Below are 22833 nucleotides of genomic sequence, written 5' to 3'. Positions count from 1 at the left end.
GTAAGACACGTCATGCCCATATCCGTCTATCTCCTCGGGCTGGGAATCTTCGCCCAGGGAACCTCCGAGTTCATGCTCGCCGGACTGCTGCCCAACGTGGCCGCCGACCTCGGCGTCTCCATCCCCGACGCCGGGCTGCTGGTGTCCGCGTTCGCCATCGGCATGGTGGTGGGCGCACCCGTCCTCGCCATCGGCACCCTGCGCCTGCCGCGCCGCACCGCGCTGATCGCCTTCCAGCTCGTCTTCGTGGCCGGGCACGTGGTCGGCGCGCTGGCCCCGGGGTACGGGGTGCTGTTCGCGACGCGGGTCGTCAGCGCCTTCGCGTACGCGGGCTTCTGGGCGGTGGCCGCCGCGGCGGCGGTGAGTCTGGTGCCCGCCGACGCCAAGGGCAAGGCGCTGTCGGTCGTCGGCACCGGGCTCACCCTCGCCACGATCGTCGGCGTACCGGCCGGCACGGTGCTGAGTCAGCACGCCGGTTGGCGCGCGGCCTTCTGGGGCGTGGTCGCCCTGACCGCCGCCAGCCTGGTCTCCCTGCTGGCCGCACTGCCCGCCGGCCGCCCTGACCAGGGCCAACTTCCGTCCGTACGCCGCGAACTCAAGGCCATGACCCGGCCCGCCCTGTGGGTCTCCTACCTCGTCACCACCCTGAGCTTCGGCGCCGCCATCGTCACCTTCAGCTATCTCGCGCCCCTGCTGACCGAGGCGAGCGGTCTGCCGGCGAGCCTGGTCCCGGCCGTCCTCGCGCTGTACGGGGTCGGCGGGCTCCTCGGTATGACCCTCGGCGGACGCACCGCCGACCGCCACCCGCTCCGTACCCTCTTCCTCGGCATCGGCGGACTGGCCGCAGCCTCCGCGCTGCTCGCCCTGACGGCCGCGAACCTGGCCGTGACCATCGCCCTCGTCTTCGCCCTCGGCCTGACCGGCTATGTCACCAACCCGGTGGTCCAGTCCCGCGTCTTCACCCTCGCCCCGAACGCCCCGACCCTGGCCCCCGCGGTCAACACCTCCGCCTTCAACGTCGGCATCACCCTCACCCCGATGCTGGGCGGCCTGACGATCGACGCGGGTTTCGGTTTCGTGTCGGTGGCCTGGGTGGGGGCGGCGGTGGGCGCGGCGGCCCTGGGGGCTGCGCTCTGGGCGGCGGTTCTTCAGCGCCGTACGGAGGCTCGTGCGGTGACGGGGCGGACGCCGGGCGCGGTGGATGCCCGGCGGGAGGCGCTGGCGGCGGCCGACTGAACGGTACGGTCAGCGGTACAGCTCGCACCACACGATCTTGCCGTCCACGCCGAGACGGTTCGGGTCGAGCGCATACCAGCCCCAGTCGTCGGAGCATGCCCCCACGAGCCGCAGGCCGTGCCCGGCGCCGGCCCTGGCCGGTGCCGGGCGTTCGGCGATGCCGGGCAGGGTGCGGCCGGTGTCCCGCATGCTCATCCGCACCACGCCGTCCTCCCAGGAGAGCCGAAGCCGCGCCGGTCCGGGTGCGTGCAGATAACAGTTCGTGGCCAGTTCCGAGGCCAGGAGCTGTGCCCGGTCACCGAGTTCGTCGAGCGAGTACCGGTCCAGCACGAGTCGCACGGTTCCGCGAGCGACGCCGGGACTGAGCGGGCTGTGGGGGAGCCGAAGGCTGTACTCCCAGTTGTCGTGACGGTAGGCGGGGTGCCGGAGGGGGGTGTCTGCGTGCAGGGGCATGCGCATCTCCACTACTGCGAGAAGTAGTTGATCCGATACGGAAGGTAGCGCACGCCGGGTTCTGTAGTACACGTAACTCGTGTACTTCAGTACCCCGTTGTAGATTTGGCGCTCTCATGAACCGGGAAGGTTGGGTCCGTATGCCTGCCAGGGAAGCGCCGACCGTTCGACAGCGGCGGCTAGGAGGCGAGCTGCGAAAGCTGCGTGAGCGAGCCGGGTTGAGTGCCACGGAGGCCGGCGCCTTGACCGGGCTGGGGCAGTCGCGAGTCAGCAACATCGAAGTGGCGCGCATCGGTGTGAGTGCCGAGCGCGTGCGCGCCCTGGCGCGAGCTTACGGTTGTGCCGACGCCGCACTCGTGGAGGCGCTTGCCGTCATGGCGGCCGGCGGGAAGCGTGGCTGGTGGGAGGACTACCGGGAGACGTTGCTTCCGGGTCTGCTCGACCTCGCGGAGATGGAGCAGAACGCGGCTGCCATACGAACCGCGCAAGTTTCGCACCTGCCGGGCCTGTTGCAGACGGCTGACTATGCTCGCCTGACCTTCTTGCAGAACGTCCCCGAGTCCTCTCCGCCGCATGTGGAGCATCTCGTGTCCCATCGGATCAAGCGGCAGGAGGTCCTGTACCGGGACTCTCCGGTGCCGTACACGGCAATCATTCACGAGGCCGCGTTGCGGATGGAGTTCGGCGGGCACTCCCTTACGCGAAAGCAGCTCGAACACATCGTCGCCATGAGCGAGCGGGAGGGGATCACGGTGCTGGTGATTCCGTTCTCGGCGGGAATCTTCCCGGGGGCGGGGCAGACGGTGACCTACGCGGAGGGGCAGGTCCCGCAGTTGGACACGGTGCAGCTCGACACCGAGCACGGGGCGGTGTTCGAGTACGCGGATGTCCAGCTGGACAGGTACCGCACGTTCATGCGGCGCTTCGAAGCCATGGCGCTCGACGAGTCTGCTTCACGGGACGTCATTCACACCATCGTCAACGACCTCTGAGAGGACGCGAACGTGTCCATACCCAACTGGCAGAAGTCTTCGTACAGCGGCAACGCGAGCAACTGCGTCGAAGTCGCGGCGCCGTCCGGTGAGGCGGTGCTCATCCGCGAGAGTGAGGAGCCTCTGGTGCAGGTGACAACCAATCCGGCGGCGCTGATGCGCTTTATCCGTTTCGTGCGGGCCGGTGCGGTGGGGAAGTGAGGTGCGTACCCATGTCCTCCCTCGTCTGGCAGAAGTCGACCTTCAGCAGTGAAGGCAACAACTGTCTTGAGCTGGCCGTGGGCCCGGAAGATGCGGTGCTTCTTCGGGAGAGCGACGAGCCTTTCGTGGTCGTCACCGTCAGTCCCGTTGTACTTGGTGGGCTGGTGCGGTCCGTTCGGAGTGACGTGATCGGCCGGTGAGGCCGCGGTGACCGGCACGGGCGATGCGCGAATTGTCGTACGGGCGTACCGGAGGGTGTGTCGTGCGGGTCGGAGTGGCGCGGTCATGTTCGTGTTGACGGGCTGAGGGCGCTGTTTCCGGGGTCGGGGGGCGGGGATGCCGACTGGAAGGGGTAATTGCGGGGTGGAGGGGGGCAAGTTAGGGCTGGAAGATAGTACATATGCGGGTATGTGCCCTATGGTCGTTTTCGCACCGCTCACACGCGATCAGCTGGAAGCGCATCGCGCGGGCCTGCCTGCCTGCTCCTGCCCTGGGAGAGGCCGGTCCGCGGCAGGGAGACGAGCCACCAGCTGATGCGGCGTCCGGGCGGTGCCGAACTGTCGGGCGGGCGAAGGGCGGGCCGGAAGGTCGGCTGGAAGGGCGGGCTGGAGGGTCAGGGGGTGTCGATCGTGAGGCGGGTGCCGGGGTGCAGGCCCCAGCGGGCCATCGCGCCGGCTTCCGCCTCCAGTACGTGGCGGGCGCGGAGGCGGGGGAGGCCGAGGCGTCCGGGCCGCATGGTGCGTACGGCGAGGACGGTGAAGTCGCGGGTGAGGTACGCGATGTCGAGGGGGAAGCGCATGCGGAAGGTGTGCACGCCGCTCGCCGGGGTGAGCAGCAGGGCGCCTTCGAAGGCGTCGCGGCCCAGCAGGCCGCGGGTGCGGGCGCGGTAGGAGGCGGCGATTTCCAGGGGGACGGTCAGGGTGGTCATGGGGGTGGACGGCTCGGCCGCTTCGGGGGGTGCTTCTTGCGCGCGCGTCGTTTCTCCGGCGTCGGACTGTACGAAGCGGAGCGTTCCTGATCCGTTCTGCCAGCGGGGCATGGGGAGCGTTTTATCAGCTTAGGGTCGGCCGTGTGGCTGTGATGCTGATGGTTCTCGCCGCCGGGTACGGGGGCGCGGTCGGGCTGCTCGTGCCGCGGCCCGCTTATCGGCTGGCTGTCGAGCCGGGGGAGGACTGGCGTGACCGGTGTCCGTGCGGGCGGTCGATCGATGGGCCGCTGCGCGGGTGGGTGGGGCCGGGGCGCTGCCGTGCGTGCGGGGCGTACGGGGCTGGGGCGGGGGTGACCGTCCTGGTCACGGCGGTGGTGTGTGCGCTGCTCGCCGCGGCCGTCGGTGCGCGGCCCGAGCTGGTGGTCTGGCTCGCGGTGGTTCCCGTGGCGGTGCTGCTCGCGGCCGTGGACTGGCGGGTGCGGCGGCTGCCCGATGTGCTGACGCTGCCGTTGGCGGCCGGCCTCGTGGCGATGCTGGGGCTTGTCGCGCTGGGCGGGGGAGGAGCGGGGGTGTGGGGTGGGGCGCTGCTCGGCGGGTTTGGGCTCGGGGGGTTTTATTTCGTCCTATATTTGGTCAATCCTGCGGGAATGGGGCTGGGTGACGTCAAGCTGGCGATCGGGTTGGGGGTCACTCTTGGGTGGTACGGCTGGGCAATTCTGATCACTGGCGCATTCCTGGGGTTGCTGCTCGGCGCGCTCTACGGGTGCGGGTTGTTGCTGCGGCGCGCCAGGGGCGCGGAAGCCCGGAACGATGGGCCCGAACCGGCCATGCCGTACGGCCCTTTCATGATCGTCGGGGCCCTTCTCGGGGTGCTTCTGGGGGCCGCGGCGGCGCCTTGATCCAGAAACCGGGCGCGCCGTTCCGCATGAAGTTGCACTGAGCACCCCCTCTTCGGGGTTATGGTGGAAACCCCCCCTCGGGCCGGTCCGTATCCCCCCCACGGACCGGCCCGCTTTTTGTGTCCGGGTCCGGATCCCGCCATGATCATGACCGGCCCGGTTTCGTACACGGATCGTGCGAACGTCTCTGCGGAGCGCGGGGAACGCCCCGCGAAGCGTCAGGGACCGAACAGAATCAGCCGCGCTTGGCCCAGATGTTCACACCGTCGGTCGACTTCGCGAACTCCTCGATCTCGGACAATTCCGCGTCCGTGATCTTCGGCGCGCCGACCGCCGCCACATTGGCCTCCAACTGCGCCACGCTGCTCGCCCCGATCAGCGCCGAGGTCATCCGCTCGTCCCGCAGCACCCAGGAGAGCGCCAGCTGGGCCAGGGACTGGCCGCGGCGCGCCGCGATCTCGTTCAGGCCGCGCAGCCGCCGCCGTACGTCGTCCGAGAGCAGGCCGGGATCGAGCGACTTGCCCTGCGACGCGCGCGAGCCCTCCGGGATGCCCTCCAGGTACTTGTCGGTCAGCAGGCCCTGGGCGAGGGGGGCGAAGGAGATGCAGCCCATGCCTTCCGCCTCCAGGGTGTCCAGGAGGGCGTCGTCCTCGGTCCACCGGTTGATCATCGAGTACGAGGGCTGGTGGATCAGCGGGCGGACGCCCATCTCCCGCAGGAGGCGGGCGGCTTCGCGGGTCTGCTCGGCGGAGTAGGACGAGACGCCCACGTACAGCGCCTTGCCCTGCTGGACGGCGGACGCCAGGGCGCCCATCGTCTCCTCCAGCGGGGTGTCCGGGTCGAAACGGTGCGAATAGAAGATGTCGACGTAATCGACACCCATCCGCTTCAGTGAGGCATCCAGCGACGAGAGGAGATATTTGCGCGAACCCCATTCGCCGTACGGCCCGGGGTGCATGAGATATCCGGCCTTGGTGGAGAGGACGATCTCGTCGCGGTAGGGCCGGAAGTCCTGAGCGAAGATCTTTCCGAAGTTCAGCTCGGCCGAGCCGGGCGGCGGCCCGTAGTTGTTCGCCAGGTCGAAGTGGGTCACGCCCAGGTCGAAGGCGCGGCGCAGGATCGCCCGCTGGGACGCCAGGGCCCGGTCGTCGCCGAAGTTGTGCCACAGGCCCAGGGAGACGGCGGGGAGTTTGAGACCACTGCGGCCGGTGCGGCGGTACTCCATGGAGTCGTAGCGCGTATTCGCGGCAATGTGGACAGAGGCATCAGTCATGGTCATCTCCTTATCACGGAGTTGTGACACACCTGATTGGGCCGCCGGGACGTCCCCGACGTAAAGTTGCCGACTTGAGGCGACGGGGGCGACCGCCATTTGCACGGAGGGGCTTGACCACACATGCTGCGATCTTCCGGGGTGCGCATCCCGTACCCGCCCGCGTTGCGCAACCTCGTCTACAGGCTCTACGCCCGCCGGGTCGAAGGCCGCCTCGACCATGACCAGGTCCCCAAGCACATCGGCGTCATCCTCGACGGCAACCGCCGCTGGGCGCGGGCCGACGGCCGTACCACCGTGCAGGGCCACCAGGCCGGCGCCGAAAAGATCAGCGAGCTGCTGGGCTGGTGCGCCGAGACCGACGTGGAGGTCGTCACCCTGTGGCTGCTGTCCACGGACAACCTCGACCGGCCCGAGAAGGAACTGACCCCGCTGCTGGGGATCATCGAGAACACCGTGCGCGGCCTGGCCGCCGACGGCCGCTGGCGGGTCCACCACGTCGGCAACCGCGACCTGCTGCCGGACGGCACGCAGAAGGTGCTCAAGGAGGCCGAGCAGGCCACCGCCGACCACACCGGCATCCTGGTCAACGTCGCCGTCGGCTACGGCGGCCGGCAGGAGATCGCGGACGCGGTGCGCTCGCTGCTCCTGGAGCACGCCGAGCGCGGCACCTCCTTCGAGAAACTGGCCGACATCGTCGACATCGACCTGATCTCCGAGCACCTCTACACCCGCGGCCAGCCGGACCCGGACCTGGTGATCCGCACCAGCGGCGAGCAGCGGCTGTCCGGCTTCATGCTCTGGCAGAGCGCCCACTCGGAGTACTACTTCTGCGAGGTCTTCTGGCCGGCCTTCCGCAAGGTGGACTTCCTGCGCGCCCTGCGCGACTACGCCGCCCGTCACCGGCGTTACGGGTTTTAGGCCAACTGAGCTGCCCCTTCCGGCGCGGGAGTGCTCCCGCGCCAAACCCGTAACCAAGCGTTCACCGACCGTGCGTCATATGCCATTGCATGGGTGCGCACGTTCGCGGGAATATCCCTTCCAGGTCGGTATCCGGCAGTACCAGTCATCGGATGCCGTATCTCAGCGGACGGCACGGGGCCGTCCGCCCGGGAGGCCCTTTGCACATCACGGACGACCGTGCGGACCGCACGGACGACGCGGAGGGCCGGCGTTCGGCCCGTGCAGCGTGGCCCGAGCCCGGTCCCGTCGCCCGCCGCCTGACGGCGTGGCGGCTCCACTTCCGCGACGCCGTCGCACCCCGACCTCATCCGAGGGGGTACGTCCACCCGTGGTGAACAGCAAGCAGCGCCGTGAGAACGGCCGGCGCACCTATGTCCTCGACACCAGCGTGCTGCTGGCGGATCCAGGCTCCATGTCCCGCTTCGACGAGCACGAAGTCGTGCTGCCGGTCGTCGTGGTCACCGAACTGGAGGCGAAGAGGCATCATCCGGAACTCGGCTACTTCGCCCGGCAGGCGCTGCGCCTGCTGGACGAGTACCGGGTACGGCACGGACGGCTGGACGCCCCCATCCCCATCGGGGACCTGGGCGGCTCCCTCCGGGTCGAGCTGAACCACGCCGACCCCGGGGTGCTGCCGGCCGGCTTCCGCCTGGGCGACAACGACTCGCGCATCCTCGCGGTGGCCCGCAACCTCCAGGCCGAGGGCTACGACGTCACGGTCGTCTCCAAGGACCTGCCGCTGCGCATCAAGGCGTCCGCGGTGGGTCTGCTGGCGGAGGAGTACCGCGCCGAACTGGCCATCACGGACTCCGGCTGGACGGGCATGGCGGAGCTGACCGCGACGGCGGAGCAGATCGACGGCCTCTTCGCCGAGGAGACCACTCATCTGCCCGAGGCCGCCGAGCTGCCCGTGCACACCGGGCTCGTGCTCCAGTCCGAACGGGGCAAGGCGCTCGGCCGGGTCACGGCGGACGGCAGCGTACGGCTGGTGCGCGGCGACCGGGAGGCGTTCGGCATCCACGGCCGCAGCGCCGAACAGCGGGTCGCGCTCGACCTGCTGCTGGACCCGGAGGTCGGCATCGTCTCGATGGGCGGGCGGGCCGGTACGGGCAAGTCGGCGCTGGCGCTGTGCGCGGGCCTGGAGGCGGTGCTGGAGCGGCAGCAGCACCGCAAGGTGATGGTCTTCCGTCCGCTGTACGCGGTCGGCGGGCAGGAACTGGGCTATCTGCCGGGCACCGAGGCGGAGAAGATGAGCCCGTGGGCCCAGGCCGTCTTCGACACGCTGTCGGCGGTGACCACCTCGGACGTCATCGAAGAGGTGGTGGGCCGCGGCATGTTGGAGGTGCTGCCGCTGACCCACATCCGCGGCCGGTCGCTGCACGACGCGTTCGTCATCGTCGACGAGGCCCAGTCGCTGGAACGCAACGTCCTGCTGACGGTGCTGTCCCGGATCGGCGCCAACTCGCGCGTGGTGCTCACCCATGACGTCGCGCAGCGCGACAACCTGCGGGTCGGCCGGTACGACGGGGTGGTGGCGGTCGTCGAGAAGCTGAAGGGCCATCCGCTGTTCGCGCACGTCACCCTCACCCGCTCGGAGCGGTCGCCGATCGCGGCCCTGGTGACCGAAATGCTGGAGGACGGCAGGATCTGACCCTTTGTGGAGTACGGCGCCGCCCGGCAGGAGCGCAGGAGCTTAGCCGGGCGGCGCCGTGTCGCGCGGGGTTTTCCGCAGATCGTGCGGGGCAAACGGGGTGTGAGCTTTCACACGCAACGATGAATTGATTCCGCGCGTCCGGTTCGGGCAGAGTCTGGGTCCTGTCAGGCCCCGCATATGGCACACCAGCACCCCCAGCGGTGCGGAACCCCAGAACTGCATAGCGTCGCCGTATGCCGCCCGAGCACCACGCGGCCCCCGAGGGGGACGTACCGGGCCCGTGCCTCCCGTGACCAGCCGTTCCCGCCGCTCAATCGGGGGCGGAACAAGGGGAGGCCAGCGTCAGGGGCACGATTGCGTCCGCGAGGTCACCTATGCGGACGATGCTGGAAGGAAAGCGTGTGAGCCGGATTTCGGTCCGGGGATTCGCCGTGGCCTCCGCCACCGCGGTCACCACCGTCGGCGCCGTTGTCGGTGTCGCGTCAGGCCAGGAGCAGGGCCCGGTCGCCCACACCGAGGCCGCCGCGGCCGACGCGACGATCGCCGACGTACCCGCGGGCCTCCAGGCCCAGGTGCAGACGGCCTCCCTTACGCAGCAGGCGGACGAGGCGTCCACCCAGGCGGACGCCGCCGCGCTGAAGTCCGCGCAGGAGTCGGCCCGCAAGGCCGCCGCCCAGGACGCGCAGGACAAGAAGGACGCGGCCGACAAGAAGGCGAAGGCCGAGAAGGACGCCAAGGAACGCGAGAAGGAGAAGGAAGCCTCCCGCTCCGCCGCGCGCGACGCGTCCACCTTCACCGCCAAGGCGTCGTACTCGATCGCCGAGACGCAGGCCATCGCCCGGCAGATGCTGCCGGCCGACCAGTTCCAGTGCTTCAGCAACATCGTGGACCACGAGTCCGGCTGGAACTACCGCGCCACCAACGCCTCCTCCGGCGCCTACGGCCTGGTCCAGGCGCTGCCCGGCACGAAGATGGCCTCCGCGGGCTCCGACTGGCGGACCAACCCGGCCACCCAGATCAAGTGGGGGCTGAACTACATGAACAGCCGCTACAACAGCCCCTGTGGTGCCTGGGGCTTCTGGCAGAACAACCACTGGTACTAGAACGTGGCGGCGGATCACCGCGTAAGGTGGTCCGCCTCTCCGCTTCGTACGCGAAACCCCCGGCCGCGACGGCGTCGGGGGTTTCGTGCGTCCCGCACCGGTAACGTCGTCCTGACAGCACCGGGGGGCGGGAGGGGAAGAGGAAGCGACATGTCCAGATTGCCTCAGTGGGTCGGCGGCCTCGGCGCCGGTCTGACGCGGATCGCGCAGCGGCTGGAGGACCAGCGCCGCCGCGCGGAGGCCGCGGCAGAGGAGAACGACCCGGAAGAGCTGAGGAGCGCCGGGCACGCGACCGGTCCCCGGGCGGCGCACGGCGACACGTACGCCGGTGCGTACACCGGCGCGCAGCGGGACGGCGGGCCGCCCGGCGCGCACGGCGCGGCGGACACGCCGTCGGACACGCCGGAGGAGGCGCACCGCCCGCCCGACTCGGTGCCGGCCCCGCCGACCTACGCACCCGCCGTCGCACCCCGGCCCGACCCGGTGGCCGCGGTGCCGTGGGGCGTGCGGGTCGCGGCCGAGGCGAGCTGGCGGCTGCTGATCCTGGCCGCGGCCATCTGGGTACTGGCCAAGGTCATCACCTCCATCCAGCTCGTCGTGCTGGCGTTCGTCGCCGCGCTGCTGATCACCGCGCTGCTCCAGCCGACCGTCGCCTGGCTCAAGCGCCGGGGCGTGCCGCGGGGGCTCGCCACGGCGCTCACGTTCATCGCCGGGTTCGTCATCATGGGCCTGGTCGGGTGGTTCGTCGTATGGCAGGTTCAGGACAACATCGACTCGGTGTCCAGCCGTATCCAGGAGGGCATCACCGAGCTCAAGGGCTGGCTCCTCAACAGCCCGTTCCATGTCACCGAGGACCAGATCAACAACATCGCCAAGAACCTCCAGGACGCCGTCGGCGCCAACACGGAGGCGATCACCTCGGCCGGCCTGGAGGGCGTCACGGTCGTCCTAGAGGTGCTCACCGGCATCCTGCTGGCGATGTTCACCACGCTCTTCCTGCTGTACGACGGCCGGCGCATCTGGAACTGGGTGCTCAAGCTCGTACCGAGCGCGGCGCGCGAAGGCGTGGCGGGCGCCGGGCCGCGCGCCTGGCGCACCTTGACCGCCTATGTCCGCGGGACGGTGATAGTGGCGCTGATCGACGCCATCTTCATCGGCATCGGCATCTACTTCCTCGACGTGCCGCTGGCCGTGCCGCTCGCCGTCTTCATCTTCCTGTTCGCCTTCATCCCGCTGGTGGGCGCGGTCGTCTCGGGCGCGCTGGCGTGCGTGGTCGCGCTGGTGACGCAGGGCGTCTTCGCCGCGCTGATGGTGCTCGCGGTCGTCCTGGCGGTGCAGCAGATCGAGGGCCACATCCTCCAGCCGTTCATCCTGGGCCGCGCGGTACGGGTCCACCCGCTCGCCGTCATCCTGTCGGTGGCCGCGGGCGGTCTGGTCGCCGGCATCGGCGGCGCGGTGGTCGCGGTCCCGCTGGTCGCGGTCACCAACACGGTCGTCGGCTATCTGCGCTCGTACTCACGGGAGCAGGCACTGAGGATGGCGCCACCGCCGCACGGTGCCACGGCGCTGGGCGTCGCGCCGACCCCGCCGAAGGGGAGCGCACCGCAGGACTGACGGACGCCGGGCCCCGGGTGCCCGGGGCGGCCGCCCGCTCAGTACGGGGCGTCCTTCGCACCCTCGTACGCCCGTAGCCGGGCCGTGTCCCGGTCGGTCCAGCCCGGTGGCGGGACGACCGCCGCCCAGCCGTCCACCGCGCCGGTGCCGTAGCGGTGGCCGTGCGGCGGCGGCGCGCCGAAGGAGACCGCCAGGTCGACGGTGGTCTGCCAGAAGGTGACGACCGGCCAGAAGCGCATCTCGCCGGTGACGTCCGGACCGAGCGGGCGGTCCAGCCAGGCGGGACGGTGGAAGAGCAGGTCGGGGGACCACCACACCACCGGGTCCGAGGCGTTCTGGAGATAGACCACCCGGGGGTGCTCCCACGGGCCGCCGGGGCGCCGGAGATCGCGTTCCGGGTACTGCGCGAAGCGGACGTGCCGCCCGTGGTCGTAGACCGGACGCCATACCGGACTGCCGGGGTCGCGCCCGGCGGTCACCTCGCGCCAGACAGGGCTGACGTTGGGCGGCCCGGCCAGCAGCGCGCCGTCCACCTTGCCGAGCAGGTCGTCCAGGCCGTCGAACCCCGCCTCGGTCGCGTACGTACCGAGGCTCTCGCCGCCGACCACCAGCTTGGGGCGGTCGTCGGCGGGCAGCGCGGACCACTTCGCGTACACCGCGTCGAACACCGCGCGGGCGTCCCGCGCCGCCTTCTCCTTGTCGACGAGGAAGGAGATCCAGGACGGCAGGTACGAGTACTGGGTGGCGACGATCGCGGAGTCACCGCCGTACATGTACTCCAGCGGCTCCGGCATCCGCGGGTCCACCCAGCCGCTGCCCGTGGTGCCCAGCAGGGCCAGCACCTTGCGGTCGAAGCCGCCGGTGCGCTCCAGTTCCTGTACGGCGAGGTCGGCGGTGCGCCGGAAGTGCGCGTCGCCGCCCTCCTGCTCGCCGACGTACACGCGTACCGGGTCCTTGGCGGGCCGGCCGGTGAACGCCGCGATGTCCTGCTTGCGGGGGACCGAGCCGATGAAGTTGCGGCCCTCGGCGCCCAGTTCCTCCCAGTCGACGACGGAGGTGGGACCGCCGGAGACGTACGCGGAGGCGGGCTGGGTGATGCCGTCGGCGGTGCTCAGGTTCGCGGCCTTGGAGATCCGGTCGACGATGTCGATGAAGCCGCGCTCGTACAGGACGTCCTTGGAGCCGACGGTGACCAGCAGGGCGGTCAGCGCCGCACCGATCACGTACGCGACCGGGCGCGGCACCCAGCGGCCGAAGAACCGGGCGAGCCGGCGGGCCACCAGCCGTACGCAGCGGGCGAGGAGGACGAACAGCGCGCAGACCGCCGCCGCGATCAGGATGATCATCGGCGTGTGCCAGACCAGGGAGGGCTCGACCTCCTGGAGACGGCGGAGGCGGCGCTGGGCGTGGGCGCTCCAGGAAACGGCCGCCGTGGACAGCGCAATGACCAGGACGTGGAAGGCCAGCCAGCAGCGGGCGCGGGTGCGTTCGGCCGGGCGGTACCGGCACAGGGCGCGGAAGAGGGCGCTCGCCGCGGCTCCCGCGGTGTAGCCGACGGCGGCGGTGATGCCGCCGATCAGGCCCTGGAGGTACCAGGGGCGGGGGAGCAGCGACGGGGTGAGGGAGAGCCAGAAGAAGAGCGCCGCGGCGCAGCAGGCGGTGAGGTCGGGCCAGCGGCGGACGATCCATGCGGGGTCCGGGGCGTCCCGGTACGGGCGTCTGAGCCAACGGACGACAAGGTGCAGAACGGACATGTGCTCTCATTATGCGCAGAGCCCCGCGGACACGTGGTCCGCGGGGCTCTGTCGTGCCGGCCGGGCGCCCGGGGCGCCTCCGGTTCACTTATTCGGCGAGGGTGGCCTCGGAGTCGAGGGTGGCACCGACGGCCTGGAGGACGGAAGCGATCTTGATGGCCTCAAGGATCGTCTCGCGGTCCACGCCCGCCTTGCGCAGCACCTGCTCGTGCGAGTCCAGGCACATGCCGCAGCCGTTGATGGCCGAGACGGCCAGCGACCACAGCTCGAAGTCGACCTTCTCCACGCCCGGGTTGCCGATGACGTTCATCCGCAGGCCGGCGCGCATCGTGCCGTACTCCGGGTCCGACAGCAGGTGCCGGGTCCGGTAGAACACGTTGTTCATCGCCATGATGGCGGCGGCGGACTTGGCCGCGGCGTACGCCTCGGCGGAGAGGTTGGCCTTGGCCTCCGGCTCCAGCTCGCGCAGCACCTTCGGCGAGCGCGAGGCGATCGCGCAGGCCAGGACGGTGCCCCAGAGCTGCTGCTTGGGCAGCTCGCTGTTGCCGATCACCGAACCGAGGTTCAGCTTCAGGTCCTTGGCGAAGTCCGGAACGGCGGACTTCAGTTCATCGAGAGCCATGACGGATCTCCTTCCGGTTCGCTGCTAGCCGCGCTTCACTCGCCCGAGAGCAGCGCGACCGGGTCGAGGGTCTCGTCGCCCTTGCTCCAGTTGCAGGGGCACAGCTCGTCGGTCTGCAGCGCGTCGAGGACCCGCAGGACCTCCTTGGGGTTACGGCCGACGGAACCGGCGGTCACCATGGTGAACTGGATCTCGTTGTTCTGGTCCACGATGAAGACGGCACGCTGCGCGAAGCCGTCCTCGCCCTCGATGCCGAGCGCGCGCATCAGCTCGTGCTTGGAGTCGGCCAGCATCGGGAAGGGCAGGTCGGTCAGGTCCGGGTGGTCCTTGCGCCAGGCGTGGTGCACGAACTCGGAGTCACCGGAGAAGCCGAGGATCTGGGCGTCGCGGTCGGCGAACTCGTCGTTCAGCTTGCCGAAGGCAGCGATCTCCGTGGGGCACACGAAGGTGAAGTCCTTGGGCCAGGCGAAGACGATCTTCCACTTGCCTTCGTAGGTCTTGTGGTTGATCTGGTCGAACTCCTTGCCGCTCTCCAGCGACACGCAGGCGGTCAGATCGAACTCGGGGAACTTGTCACCGACAGTGAGCACAGGCTCTCCTTCGTGTGCCGTAAGTCCTGAAACAGGGCTTACGCGAGGGGTTGGACGGTTCCCTACACTGCCACAGGGGTCATTGATCGGGGAAATAGCCAGATCATGAAGTGTTGATCGGGGCTGGCTATCAGTGGGCGCTCCATGTCCGGGCGGCGGAGGTCCGGGCGGGAGTGACCTGTCCCTCTGGCGGACCGGGTCGCCCGTGAGGTATGCGTGGCCGTGCACAACAATGCCGGATCGGTCGAAAAGGGGCGGGATTCCGGGGAATCCACCGGCTATCTCCGAAACGATGTTCCCCGGTTCACGCACCTCACCAAAGAATGGTCCCCGTGCGAGCCGCGAGACGTACAATCACCCGCATGGCACAGAAGATCGTCACTATTTACACGGATGACCTCACCGGGGAAGAATCCACGGAGGTCGCCACGCACTCGCTCGCGGTCGACGGTATTGCTTACGAGGTCGACCTCGCCCCGGACAGCTACGACAAGCTGCTGGAGGCGATCGGTCCCTTCCTGAAGGCCGGCCGCCGTACCGGGCGGGTGAAGGCGGGTGCCGGGGCGCGCAAGGCGAGCGGCTCCGCGTCGGCTTCGGGTTCGGGGGAGACCGCGAAGATCCGCGCCTGGGCCAAGGAGAACGGCTACGAGGTGAACGAGCGCGGCCGGGTGTCCGCCGATATCCGTGAGGCGTACCAGAACGCCGCCAAGTAGGCGTCGCCCACACCGGCCGAAGACGTCGTGACGGCGGACGGATTTCGGCCGGTCCAGGCCCCTGGCCTGGTGAACGGTGCTGGTGGCAGCCGGTGTGCCGGATTTTCGGCGTCGGCTGTCGCCGTCCGGACGGCGGCTGATCGTGACTGATCGCGGCTGTCGGAAATCCGGCGGCCCGGCCGTCGGGAACGGGGTGAATCCTTCCGGCGCCGTATCCGTCCGGAGCGGTATCCCTCCGGAGTCGTATCCGCGGTCCGGCCGACGTCGGGTGCCCGTGTGAGGCGTGCGCCGCCCCGCGAGGAAAACGCTGCCTGGGCCGGAGAATCCGACCGGGCGGCCGGTCCGCAATCCCGCGGACGATCGCCGAAATACGATGACGGGATTCCCGGCCCCGATATGCGCTCCGCGCGCCTGCCGGAAGGTGCCCGCGGACACCCGCGCCGAAACCCGCAGGTAACCCGGCGGGGCATTACTCCGGCCACGCACCCCCGGACCCGTCCGCCGCTTCCGCCGAAAAGTCCTTCCCCGGGGAGGCGCCTGTCCCGCGATTAGACTGGATCACTCTGATCGGAGGTGGCTATCGGTGGCATCCCCCACGAATCCCGGGACCCGGCCGCGGCAGCCCAGCCTGGCGCAACTGCGGGCCTTCGCCGCCGTGGCCGAGCACCTGCACTTCCGGGAGGCCGCGGCGGAGATCGGCATGAGCCAGCCCGCCCTGTCCGGTGCCGTGTCGGCCCTGGAGGAGGCCCTCGGGGTGCAGTTGCTGGAGCGTACGACCCGCAGGGTACTGCTCTCGCCCGCCGGGGAGCGGGTCGCCGCCCGCGCCCGTACCGTCCTGGAAGCGGTCGGTGACCTGATGGAGGAGGCGGAGGCGGCCCGCGCGCCGTTCACCGGTGTGCTGCGGCTCGGGGTGATCCCGACCGTCGCCCCGTACCTGCTGCCGACCGTCCTGCGCCTGGTGCACGACACGTACCCCGACCTGGAGCTCCAGGTCCACGAGGAGCAGACCGGGTCCCTGCTGGACGGCCTCCAGCAGGGACGGCTGGACCTGCTGCTGCTCGCCGTGCCGCTGGGCGCCCCGACCGTCACCGAACTCCCGCTGTTCGACGAGGACTTCGTGCTGGTCGCGCCGACGGACCACTGGCTGGGCGGGCGCGGCGACATCCCGCGCGAGGCGCTCAAGGACATGGACCTGCTGCTGCTGGACGAGGGGCACTGCCTGCGCGACCAGGCGCTGGACATCTGCCGGGAGGCGGGCCGCGACGAGGGCGCGCCGGTGACCACCAGCGCGGCCGGGCTGTCGACGCTGGTCCAACTGGTAGCGGGCGGGCTGGGCGTCACACTGCTGCCGCGCACCGCGCTGCGCGTCGAGACGGCCCGCAACGACCAGTTGACGACCGGGTACTTCGCCGACCCGGCGCCGTCCCGGCGGATCGCGCTGGCCATGCGGTCGGGCGCGGCGCGCCAGGGCGAGTTCGAGGAGTTCGCGGCGGCGCTGCGCGAGGCGATGAAGGGGCTCCCGGTACGGATCGTGGAGTGAGCCGGCCGGCGGGCCGGCCGTACGGCGGCCGGCCCGCCGATCCGCCCCGGCCCGGCGTTCTGCCTACTCCGTACGCAGCCCGTCCGGCCGCATCAGCCGCCACAGCAGCGGCAGGCTGAGCGCGGTCACCGCGAGGATCACCGCCCCGGCCGTACCGGTGAGGACGGCGATGCCCGGCCAGTCCGGCAGCATCGGCTTGCCCACCAGGTGCACCAGCAGGAGGCCGGCGGCCAGTCCGCAGCCGACCGCGAGGGCCAGGCCGAGGACGACGGGTATGGCGGCCTGCCACAGCACCGACCGGCCGAGCGTGCGGCGCGGCGTGCCGAAGGCGTCCAGGGCCGACAACAGCAGTCTGCGCTCGCGCAGTTGCTCCAGTACGGAGATGAGCAGGCCCGCCCCGATGAGGCACAGCACCGCCATCGCACCGGCCTGGAGCGCCGCGCGGACGATGTCGTACAGCTCGGGTTCCCGCTCGCTGCTCCTGGTGGAGGAGTCCCACAGCGGCATGGCGTTCAGGCGAGGGTCGATCCGCGCCGCCGTGTTGCGTACGTACTCGACGGCCTCCGGCCGGTCAGGGTCGAGGTGGACCTCGGCCTCGACGGAGGGGGACCGCAGCAGCGCGGGGTCCAGGGCGCCGGGCGTCGCGAGGAGGTTGGCCGCGTGCAGGGAGAAGAAGCTGGGGAGCGCGTCGACGGTGCGTACGGTGTCCGGAACCGTCCAGGCGGCCGGGCGGCTTCCGGCGTCCGGGGAGATGGCCAGCCGGGTGCCGGGGCGCGGAACCGGCGGTGTGTCGGAGACGGGCAGACCGGTTCCCGTGCCGTCCTCCCGGACGGCTTCGGGAGGGGCGTAGAACGCGTCGCCGTCGGCGCACCGGTCGGTACGGACCATCCGGCGCAGCGCGTCGCAGTCGGCCACGACCAGCCGGTAGGGCGCCGGATCGGGCACCACGTCCGGGCCGTCCTCCGCGGGCGCACGGTGCCCCTCGGACGGCAAGGGGCCCGCTTCGCTGAGCAGCGCGCCGTACACGCTCCGCACGCCCGTGGTCTCCCGCAACCGGTCGTACATCCCGGGCGCATCGGCCACCGGCAGCTCCCCGTCCCGGGCCGCGACCACCATCTGGTGCTCGCGGGGTGGCGGGAACGGGTCCGGCAGGCCGTTGTCGGCCTGGACGTCGGCCAGCAGGAGCTGCACCGCGACGGCTCCGGCGACCGCCACGGTGATGCCGCTGACCGAGCGGGCCGCCGCGGTCGTGCTCAACTGGAGCCGCCGCACGGCCAGCTGCCACGACGGCCCGCCGCCCGCGCCGATCCGGGAGACCACCGCGTCCAGCAGCCACGGCAGCAGCGCCGCGACGCCCAGCAGGAGCAGCGAGGTGCCCGCGACCACCTGGGCCGCGACCCATACGCCCACCATCGCCGTGTGGCCGACCGTCATGGGCCACAGCAGCGCGACCCCCGCGACGGGCAGCAGCAGCCGCCACCACAGGCGCCGCCGCACCGGCGGTGCCGAGCGGGTCACCCCGAGCGGTTCGACCGCGATCCGGCGCATCGTCAGCAGGGCGACACCCGCCGAGCAGGCGGGTACGGCCAGCGCGACGAGGGCGGCCAGCCGCCAGTCCGGTACGACGTCGGAAGGGAAGACCCCGAAGTCCAGCACCCGTATGCCCGACAGCGGGTACCGGGCGGCCAGGAAGACGACGGCGCCGGTGAGCAGGCCCAGCAGCGCCCCGGCCAGCGCCTCGCCGGCCGCGATCCGCCGGGTGGTGGCGCGGTCGGTGCCCACCAGCCGCAGGGCCGCCAGCCGCCGGTCCCGGCGCTCCCCGCCGAAGCGCACGGCGGCGGCGACGAACACGGCCACGGGTACCAGCAGGGCCACGCTGCCGACGAGGATCGCCAGGAGGAGCTGGGGATTGGTGTCGGGGAAGGCGGTGTCGGGGCCGCCGCCGAAGGAGGCGATCCGCGTGGTGCCCGCGCGGACGCCGGTGAGCCGGTCCGACCCCTGGTAGTACGCCAGCTCGTCCGGACCGGTCAGGCCCTCGGCGCCGATCCGCCCCACCGTACGGACGCCTCGGAAACGGTCGCGCAGGTCCACGCCGTCCGAGGAGGCCAGCAGGTCCGCGAGCGCGGGCGAGACGACCATCTCGCCGGGCCCCGGAAGGCGCGGCACACCGGGCGGGGTGGCGGGCCGGTCCCCGTCCGGACGCACCAGGCGCCCGCGGACGGACCGGCCCTGGTAGGCGGTGTCGGTCCGGGCGACCAGCAGCGTGCGGTCGGTGACGGCGGTGGAGGAGGAGCCGAACGTGTCGGAGCGGGCCTTGTCGCGGGCGACGGCGGTGGACACGGCGTGCGGGACGGCGGCGGCGATCAGCAGGACCGCCACCCCCAGCCCCACGCCGACCGCGGTCAGCGCCGTACGGATCCAGCCCTCCCGGCCGCCGGCGATCGCGAACCGTACGCCCATGCCCAGATCACGGCACCAGCGCCCGACCAGGTGCCGTCGGGACTTGTCCACCTGTGTTCACTCCGTCCGTAGGCCGTCCGGCCGCATCATGCGCCACAGCGGCGGCAGGCTGGCCGCCGTCACCAGCAGAATCACCCCGGCCCCGGCGCCCGCCATCGCCGCCACCACCGGCCAGTCCACGAACACCGCGCTGTCGATCATCCAGAGCAGCAGCGTGCCCAGCGCCAGCCCGCCCCCGACGGCGAGCACCAGGCCCAGCGCGACGGGGATCGCGGTCTGCCACAGGACGGACCAGCCCAGCGTGCGGCGCCGGGTGCCGAACGCGTCCAGCACCGACAGCAGCCGCCGGTGCTCGTGCAACTGCTCCACGGTGGAGATCACCAGGCCCGCGCCGATCAGCAGCAGGGTGACCACCGCGCCGAGGAACAGGCCGGTGCGCAGGCTGTCGTACTGCCCGTCGTGCCGGTTCTCGGCCAGCGAGACCACGGCCATCGACGGGTTGATGCGCGCCGCCGCGGTACGGATGTGCTCCACCGCGTCCGGTGCGGCGGGGTCGTAGCGGACCGTCAGGTGCAGCAGGGGACGGTACATCCGGTGCACGTCCACCGCGGCCGGGGTGATCAGGATGCCGCGGGCGGGCAGGCCGTCGTCGGCGGGCTTCGCGCGCACGGTACGGGTCGTGGCGGGCAGCGTCCACAACTGCGGCGGGCGGGTGGGGCGGAAGCCCTCGGGCGGGTCGAGGTTGAGCCGGGCGCCCGGCGTGGCGAAGGTGTCGTCCGGCAGGTTGTCGGTGCGGAAGACGTCACCGTCCCGGCAGGAGCCGAGCTCGGCGAGCCGGGCCAGTCCGGCGCAGTCGGCGACGGTGGCGAACACGCCGTCCACCATGCGGAAGTCGCTGCCCTCCATCAGCCGGCCCCGGTCGCCCGCGGCCGACACCGAGGATTCGAGCGCGCCGTCCACCCGGCTGACCCCTTCGGTGCCGCGCAGCACCGTGAGCGCCTGCCGGGTCTGCTCCCAGCCTTCCGTGCCGCCGGTCATCTCGACCACCGGGCGGCCGTTGCGGGCGTAGGTCTCGGCGAATCCGGCCTGCATGCCGGTGAAGGTCATGTGGACGGCGATGGCCCCGGCGACCGCGACGGTGATACCGGCGACCGCGCGGGTGGCCGCCCCGCTGTGGAGCTGGAGCCGCCGGGTGGCGAGTTGCCAGGGCACCGGGCCGCCGTGCAGCCGCCGTACCACCGCGTCGACCAGCCACGGCAGCAGCGCCGTGACGCCGAGCAGCAGCAGGGTCGCGCCGGTGGCGAGCCGGATGGTGTTCAGCGGGCTGTCCACCCCCTCGACGTCCCGGGAGACGGAGACCAGCAGCCCGGCCCCGGCCAGCGGCACCAGCGGACGCCACCACAGCCGGCGCCGGACGGGCGGCCGGCTGCGCACGACACCCAGCGGTTCGACCGTCACCCCGCGCTGCGCGAACAGCGTCACCAGGACGGCTGCGGACGGCACCAGCACCGCGATCAGCGCGGCCAGCACCGGGTCCGGGGTGATGTCCGACGGGAAGACGTTGATGTCCCACAGGGTCACCAGCGAGGCGAACTGCCGCCCCCCGAGGAAGAACCCGGCGCCCAGCACCAGGCCCGCCAGCGAGCCGAGCAGCGCCTCCCCGGCGGCGATCCGCCGGGTCGTGCGGATGTCGGCGCCGACCAGGCGCAGCGCGGCGAGCCGCAGTTCGCGGCGTTCGTTGCCGAACCGTACGGAGGTGCCGATGAAGACCATGACCGGCGTCAGCAGCGCCACACACGTCATGATGACCAGCACCACCGCGGGGGCCCGCATCGGGCGCTGGACGAATTCCAGCCCGAAGTGGTCGATGCGCTCCGCGCCGAGCCGTTCGTCCAGCGCGGAGCTGCCCGCGAGGAAGGTCAGTTCGGCCGGCCCCTGGAGTCCGGCGTCGCCGATGGTGCCCACGACGCGGTACGGGAGCCGTTCGCGCAGCGCCGCGCCGTCGGGCGAGTCCAGCAGCTCCTTGAGGCCGGGGGAGACGAGCATGGTCCCCGGGGCGGGGAGCGCGGCGACGCCCGGCGGTTTCGGCGGGTGCGTCCCGTCGGGTTCGACGAGCCGGCCGCGGATGTTCCGGTGGTGGTACCGGGTGTCGGCGTGGGCGTAGAGCAGCGTGTCGTCGGCGGGGCGCGGCGGGTTGGCCTGGCCCAGGTTCTCGCGGGCCTTCTCCCGGCCGTGCCAGGAGTCGATCAGGGACGGCACGGACGAGCCGAGCAGCAGGACGGCGACGCCGAGGCCGACGCCGACCGCGGTCAGCGCCGTACGGATCCAGCCCTCCCGGCCGCCGCTCGCGGCGAAGCGCAGCCCGGTGACCAGGTCGCGGGCCCAGACGGCGGGCCCGGCGGGAGGTGAACCGGGTACGGCCCGCTCCCCGGGGGCGGCGGACGGACCGCCGCGCCCGCCGGACCCTGCGGCGCCGTTCTTGGTACGCGGGCCGAGCAGCGTCATCCGGCGGTGCCGATCGGGGCCGCGGTCCTGCCCGGACCGGGCGGGGCGGGGGCGTCGGGCGAACTCACCGCAGGCCCGCCAGCATGTCCTTCACCTTGCCGTCGCGGACGACGATCTCGCGGTCGGAGTAGGCGGCGACCCGGGATTCGTGGGTGACCAGGACGACGGCGGCGTTGGTGTCCCGGGCGGCGTCGGTCAGCAGGGTCATCACGCGTTCGCCGTTGAGGGAGTCGAGGGCGCCGGTGGGTTCGTCGGCGAAGATCACCCGGGGGCGGGCGGCGAGTGCGCGGGCCACCGCGACGCGCTGGCCCTGGCCGCCGGAGACCTCGCCGGGCCGCTTGCCCTCGGTGTCCTCGACCTCCAGGCGCTCCAGCCACTCGCGGGCGTGCCGCTCGGCCTCCTTGCGCTTGGTGCCGTTCAGGCGCAGCGGCAGGGCGACGTTCTCCAGGCAGGTCAGTTCGGGGACGAGCTGTCCGAACTGGAAGACGAAGCCGAAGTCGGCGCGGCGCAGGGCGCTGCGCTGGGCGTCGTTCATCTCCGTCACCTCGTGGTCGCCGTAGCGGACACTGCCGGAGTCCGGCAGGACGATGCCCGCCAGGCAGTGCAGCAGGGTCGACTTGCCGGAGCCGGAGGGGCCCATGACGGCGACGACCTCGCCGGGGTGGATGGAGAAGTCCACCCCGTCCAGCGCCTGGGTCTGTCCGAACGACTTGTGCAGGGCCTCGGCGGCCAGCAGCGAACCCGCGGGCGTCACCGGCCGATCACCGCGGCGAGCTTGTCCAGGCGGGCGGCCGTCAGCTCCAGCCAGCGCAGGTCGGCCTCCAGGTGGAACAGGGCGTGGTCGCAGATGAGCTGGTCGGCGAGGTCGCCCTTGCGCTTGCGCTCGGTCAGGCCGCGCATCAGGCGCAGGTGCTCGGTGCGCTGGGTGTCGAGCAGCTCGGCGGCGTCCCGCTCGGTGAGCAGGGCCAGCACCACCTTCGTGTAGAGCGTGGACTGGAGGTACGGTTCGGGCTTCTCGGGGCGGGCCAGCCACTGGGCGACGTCGGTGACGCCGGCGTCCGTGATGGCGTAGCGCTTGCGCTCCGGGCCCGCGCCCGCCTCGACGCCGTCGACCTCGACGAGGCCGTTCTTCAGCAGGCGGGACATGGTCGAGTAGACCTGTCCGTAGTGCAGCGGGCGGTCGTGGCCGAAGTGCTCGTCGAACGCCCGCTTCAGGTCGTAGCCATGGCGGGGCCCGGACTCCAGGAGGCCCAGAAGCGTATGACCGATTGACATGCCGACCACCTTACTTCGTCGCTACAGCCGTGGTGTATACGCGTCGTGTACAGGCCGC

General features: G+C 71.4%; 21 protein-coding genes. 11 read left to right on the top strand and 10 right to left on the bottom strand.

The window, feature by feature from the left end:
* Positions 1–12: 12 nt before the first annotated feature.
* Positions 13–1236, top strand: a complete 1224-nt coding sequence (locus AB0A97_RS10450; protein ID WP_361147246.1) for a Cmx/CmrA family chloramphenicol efflux MFS transporter — start codon at positions 13–15, stop codon at positions 1234–1236.
* Positions 1237–1245: 9 nt separating this feature from the next.
* Here AB0A97_RS10450 and AB0A97_RS10445 read toward each other — a convergent pair whose 3' ends face one another.
* Positions 1246–1689: an ATP-binding protein gene (locus tag AB0A97_RS10445; RefSeq protein WP_361147244.1), complete on the bottom strand. Its 444-nt coding sequence runs from the start codon at positions 1687–1689 to the stop codon at positions 1246–1248.
* Positions 1690–1829: 140 nt separating this feature from the next.
* On the opposite strand from AB0A97_RS10445, the gene AB0A97_RS10440 reads away from it, so the two are divergent.
* From AB0A97_RS10440 to AB0A97_RS10430, 3 genes are read left to right on the top strand one after another with little or no spacing between them, the layout of a single operon-like run.
* The gene (locus tag AB0A97_RS10440; protein WP_361147242.1) at positions 1830–2681 is read left to right on the top strand and encodes a helix-turn-helix transcriptional regulator; all 852 of its coding nucleotides are present in this window, start codon (positions 1830–1832) and stop codon (positions 2679–2681) included.
* A gap of 12 nt (positions 2682–2693) precedes the next feature.
* The gene (locus tag AB0A97_RS10435) at positions 2694–2882 is read left to right on the top strand and encodes a DUF397 domain-containing protein (RefSeq protein WP_361147239.1); all 189 of its coding nucleotides are present in this window, start codon (positions 2694–2696) and stop codon (positions 2880–2882) included.
* Positions 2883–2893: 11 nt separating this feature from the next.
* Complete coding sequence (locus tag AB0A97_RS10430; RefSeq protein ID WP_361147236.1) at positions 2894–3082, top strand: DUF397 domain-containing protein; 189 nt, start codon at positions 2894–2896, stop codon at positions 3080–3082.
* 413 nt (positions 3083–3495) lie between these two features.
* Here AB0A97_RS10430 and AB0A97_RS10425 read toward each other — a convergent pair whose 3' ends face one another.
* Entirely contained in the window at positions 3496–3810 is a 315-nt protein-coding gene (locus AB0A97_RS10425) for a DUF192 domain-containing protein (protein WP_361147424.1), read from the bottom strand.
* A gap of 350 nt (positions 3811–4160) precedes the next feature.
* On the opposite strand from AB0A97_RS10425, the gene AB0A97_RS10420 reads away from it, so the two are divergent.
* Positions 4161–4709, top strand: a complete 549-nt coding sequence (locus AB0A97_RS10420) for an A24 family peptidase (RefSeq protein WP_361147233.1) — start codon at positions 4161–4163, stop codon at positions 4707–4709.
* Positions 4710–4944: 235 nt separating this feature from the next.
* On the opposite strand, the gene mgrA is transcribed toward AB0A97_RS10420, so the two are convergent.
* Positions 4945–5982, bottom strand: coding sequence for an L-glyceraldehyde 3-phosphate reductase (gene mgrA / locus AB0A97_RS10415; protein WP_361147230.1), 1038 nt, complete (start codon positions 5980–5982; stop codon positions 4945–4947).
* Between the two features lie 123 nt (positions 5983–6105).
* Here mgrA and AB0A97_RS10410 point away from each other — a divergent pair, with 123 nt between their 5' ends.
* The 4 genes from AB0A97_RS10410 (at position 6106) to AB0A97_RS10395 (ending at position 11316) form a co-directional block, all read left to right on the top strand.
* A complete protein-coding gene (locus tag AB0A97_RS10410; RefSeq protein ID WP_361147227.1) occupies positions 6106–6903 on the top strand; it encodes an isoprenyl transferase in 798 nt (265 codons plus the stop codon).
* Between the two features lie 370 nt (positions 6904–7273).
* Positions 7274–8596: a PhoH family protein gene (locus AB0A97_RS10405; protein ID WP_361147224.1), complete on the top strand. Its 1323-nt coding sequence runs from the start codon at positions 7274–7276 to the stop codon at positions 8594–8596.
* Between the two features lie 404 nt (positions 8597–9000).
* Entirely contained in the window at positions 9001–9702 is a 702-nt protein-coding gene (locus AB0A97_RS10400) for a transglycosylase SLT domain-containing protein (protein ID WP_361147221.1), read from the top strand.
* A 150-nt stretch (positions 9703–9852) separates the two neighbouring features.
* A complete protein-coding gene (locus AB0A97_RS10395) occupies positions 9853–11316 on the top strand; it encodes an AI-2E family transporter (RefSeq protein ID WP_361147218.1) in 1464 nt (487 codons plus the stop codon).
* A gap of 38 nt (positions 11317–11354) precedes the next feature.
* On the opposite strand, the gene AB0A97_RS10390 is transcribed toward AB0A97_RS10395, so the two are convergent.
* The 3 genes from AB0A97_RS10390 to AB0A97_RS10380 all read right to left on the bottom strand — a co-directional run bounded on the left by AB0A97_RS10390 (position 11355) and on the right by AB0A97_RS10380 (position 14282).
* Positions 11355–13070: an alpha/beta-hydrolase family protein gene (locus AB0A97_RS10390; protein ID WP_361147215.1), complete on the bottom strand. Its 1716-nt coding sequence runs from the start codon at positions 13068–13070 to the stop codon at positions 11355–11357.
* Positions 13071–13158: 88 nt separating this feature from the next.
* Positions 13159–13692, bottom strand: coding sequence for an alkyl hydroperoxide reductase (locus AB0A97_RS10385; RefSeq protein WP_125054480.1), 534 nt, complete (start codon positions 13690–13692; stop codon positions 13159–13161).
* 35 nt (positions 13693–13727) lie between these two features.
* Entirely contained in the window at positions 13728–14282 is a 555-nt protein-coding gene (locus AB0A97_RS10380) for a peroxiredoxin (protein WP_030020693.1), read from the bottom strand.
* A gap of 362 nt (positions 14283–14644) precedes the next feature.
* Between AB0A97_RS10380 and AB0A97_RS10375 the strand changes: the two genes are divergently transcribed.
* Both AB0A97_RS10375 and AB0A97_RS10370 read left to right on the top strand, forming a co-directional pair.
* Positions 14645–14995, top strand: coding sequence for an Lsr2 family protein (locus AB0A97_RS10375; protein WP_361147212.1), 351 nt, complete (start codon positions 14645–14647; stop codon positions 14993–14995).
* A 583-nt stretch (positions 14996–15578) separates the two neighbouring features.
* The gene (locus tag AB0A97_RS10370; RefSeq protein WP_361147209.1) at positions 15579–16535 is read left to right on the top strand and encodes a LysR substrate-binding domain-containing protein; all 957 of its coding nucleotides are present in this window, start codon (positions 15579–15581) and stop codon (positions 16533–16535) included.
* A gap of 63 nt (positions 16536–16598) precedes the next feature.
* Here AB0A97_RS10370 and AB0A97_RS10365 read toward each other — a convergent pair whose 3' ends face one another.
* From AB0A97_RS10365 to AB0A97_RS10350, 4 genes are all read right to left on the bottom strand, one after another.
* The gene (locus AB0A97_RS10365; protein ID WP_361147207.1) at positions 16599–19046 is read right to left on the bottom strand and encodes an FtsX-like permease family protein; all 2448 of its coding nucleotides are present in this window, start codon (positions 19044–19046) and stop codon (positions 16599–16601) included.
* A gap of 6 nt (positions 19047–19052) precedes the next feature.
* Complete coding sequence (locus AB0A97_RS10360) at positions 19053–21500, bottom strand: ABC transporter permease (protein WP_361147205.1); 2448 nt, start codon at positions 21498–21500, stop codon at positions 19053–19055.
* A gap of 64 nt (positions 21501–21564) precedes the next feature.
* On the bottom strand, positions 21565–22254 hold the full coding sequence (locus AB0A97_RS10355) for an ABC transporter ATP-binding protein (protein WP_361147203.1): 690 nt from the start codon (positions 22252–22254) through the stop codon (positions 21565–21567).
* Positions 22251–22775, bottom strand: a complete 525-nt coding sequence (locus AB0A97_RS10350) for a PadR family transcriptional regulator (RefSeq protein ID WP_030020700.1) — start codon at positions 22773–22775, stop codon at positions 22251–22253. Before AB0A97_RS10350 ends, AB0A97_RS10355 begins: the two co-directional genes overlap by 4 nt.
* Between the last annotated feature and the right edge of the window lie 58 nt (positions 22776–22833).

Origin of the sequence: Streptomyces sp. NPDC045470, assembly GCF_040646595.1 — a bacterium.
Taxonomy (GTDB): domain Bacteria; phylum Actinomycetota; class Actinomycetes; order Streptomycetales; family Streptomycetaceae; genus Streptomyces.
Note: the sequence above shows the minus strand (reverse complement) of the source record. Positions and strands in the feature narration are given on the sequence as shown.

What these genes read in the sequence shown, in the direction of transcription:
- AB0A97_RS10450 (WP_361147246.1), top strand. Translation starts at nt 13, where the DNA reads ATGCCCATATCCGTCTATCTCCTCGGGCTGGGAATCTTCGCCCAGGGA.
- AB0A97_RS10445 (WP_361147244.1), bottom strand. Translation starts at nt 1,689, where the DNA reads ATGCCCCTGCACGCAGACACCCCCCTCCGGCACCCCGCCTACCGTCAC.
- AB0A97_RS10440 (WP_361147242.1), top strand. Translation starts at nt 1,830, where the DNA reads ATGCCTGCCAGGGAAGCGCCGACCGTTCGACAGCGGCGGCTAGGAGGC.
- AB0A97_RS10430 (WP_361147236.1), top strand. Translation starts at nt 2,894, where the DNA reads ATGTCCTCCCTCGTCTGGCAGAAGTCGACCTTCAGCAGTGAAGGCAAC.
- AB0A97_RS10425 (WP_361147424.1), bottom strand. Translation starts at nt 3,810, where the DNA reads ATGACCACCCTGACCGTCCCCCTGGAAATCGCCGCCTCCTACCGCGCC.
- mgrA (WP_361147230.1), bottom strand. Translation starts at nt 5,982, where the DNA reads ATGACTGATGCCTCTGTCCACATTGCCGCGAATACGCGCTACGACTCC.
- AB0A97_RS10410 (WP_361147227.1), top strand. Translation starts at nt 6,106, where the DNA reads ATGCTGCGATCTTCCGGGGTGCGCATCCCGTACCCGCCCGCGTTGCGC.
- AB0A97_RS10395 (WP_361147218.1), top strand. Translation starts at nt 9,853, where the DNA reads ATGTCCAGATTGCCTCAGTGGGTCGGCGGCCTCGGCGCCGGTCTGACG.
- AB0A97_RS10390 (WP_361147215.1), bottom strand. Translation starts at nt 13,070, where the DNA reads ATGTCCGTTCTGCACCTTGTCGTCCGTTGGCTCAGACGCCCGTACCGG.
- AB0A97_RS10385 (WP_125054480.1), bottom strand. Translation starts at nt 13,692, where the DNA reads ATGGCTCTCGATGAACTGAAGTCCGCCGTTCCGGACTTCGCCAAGGAC.
- AB0A97_RS10375 (WP_361147212.1), top strand. Translation starts at nt 14,645, where the DNA reads ATGGCACAGAAGATCGTCACTATTTACACGGATGACCTCACCGGGGAA.
- AB0A97_RS10360 (WP_361147205.1), bottom strand. Translation starts at nt 21,500, where the DNA reads ATGACGCTGCTCGGCCCGCGTACCAAGAACGGCGCCGCAGGGTCCGGC.
- AB0A97_RS10350 (WP_030020700.1), bottom strand. Translation starts at nt 22,775, where the DNA reads ATGTCAATCGGTCATACGCTTCTGGGCCTCCTGGAGTCCGGGCCCCGC.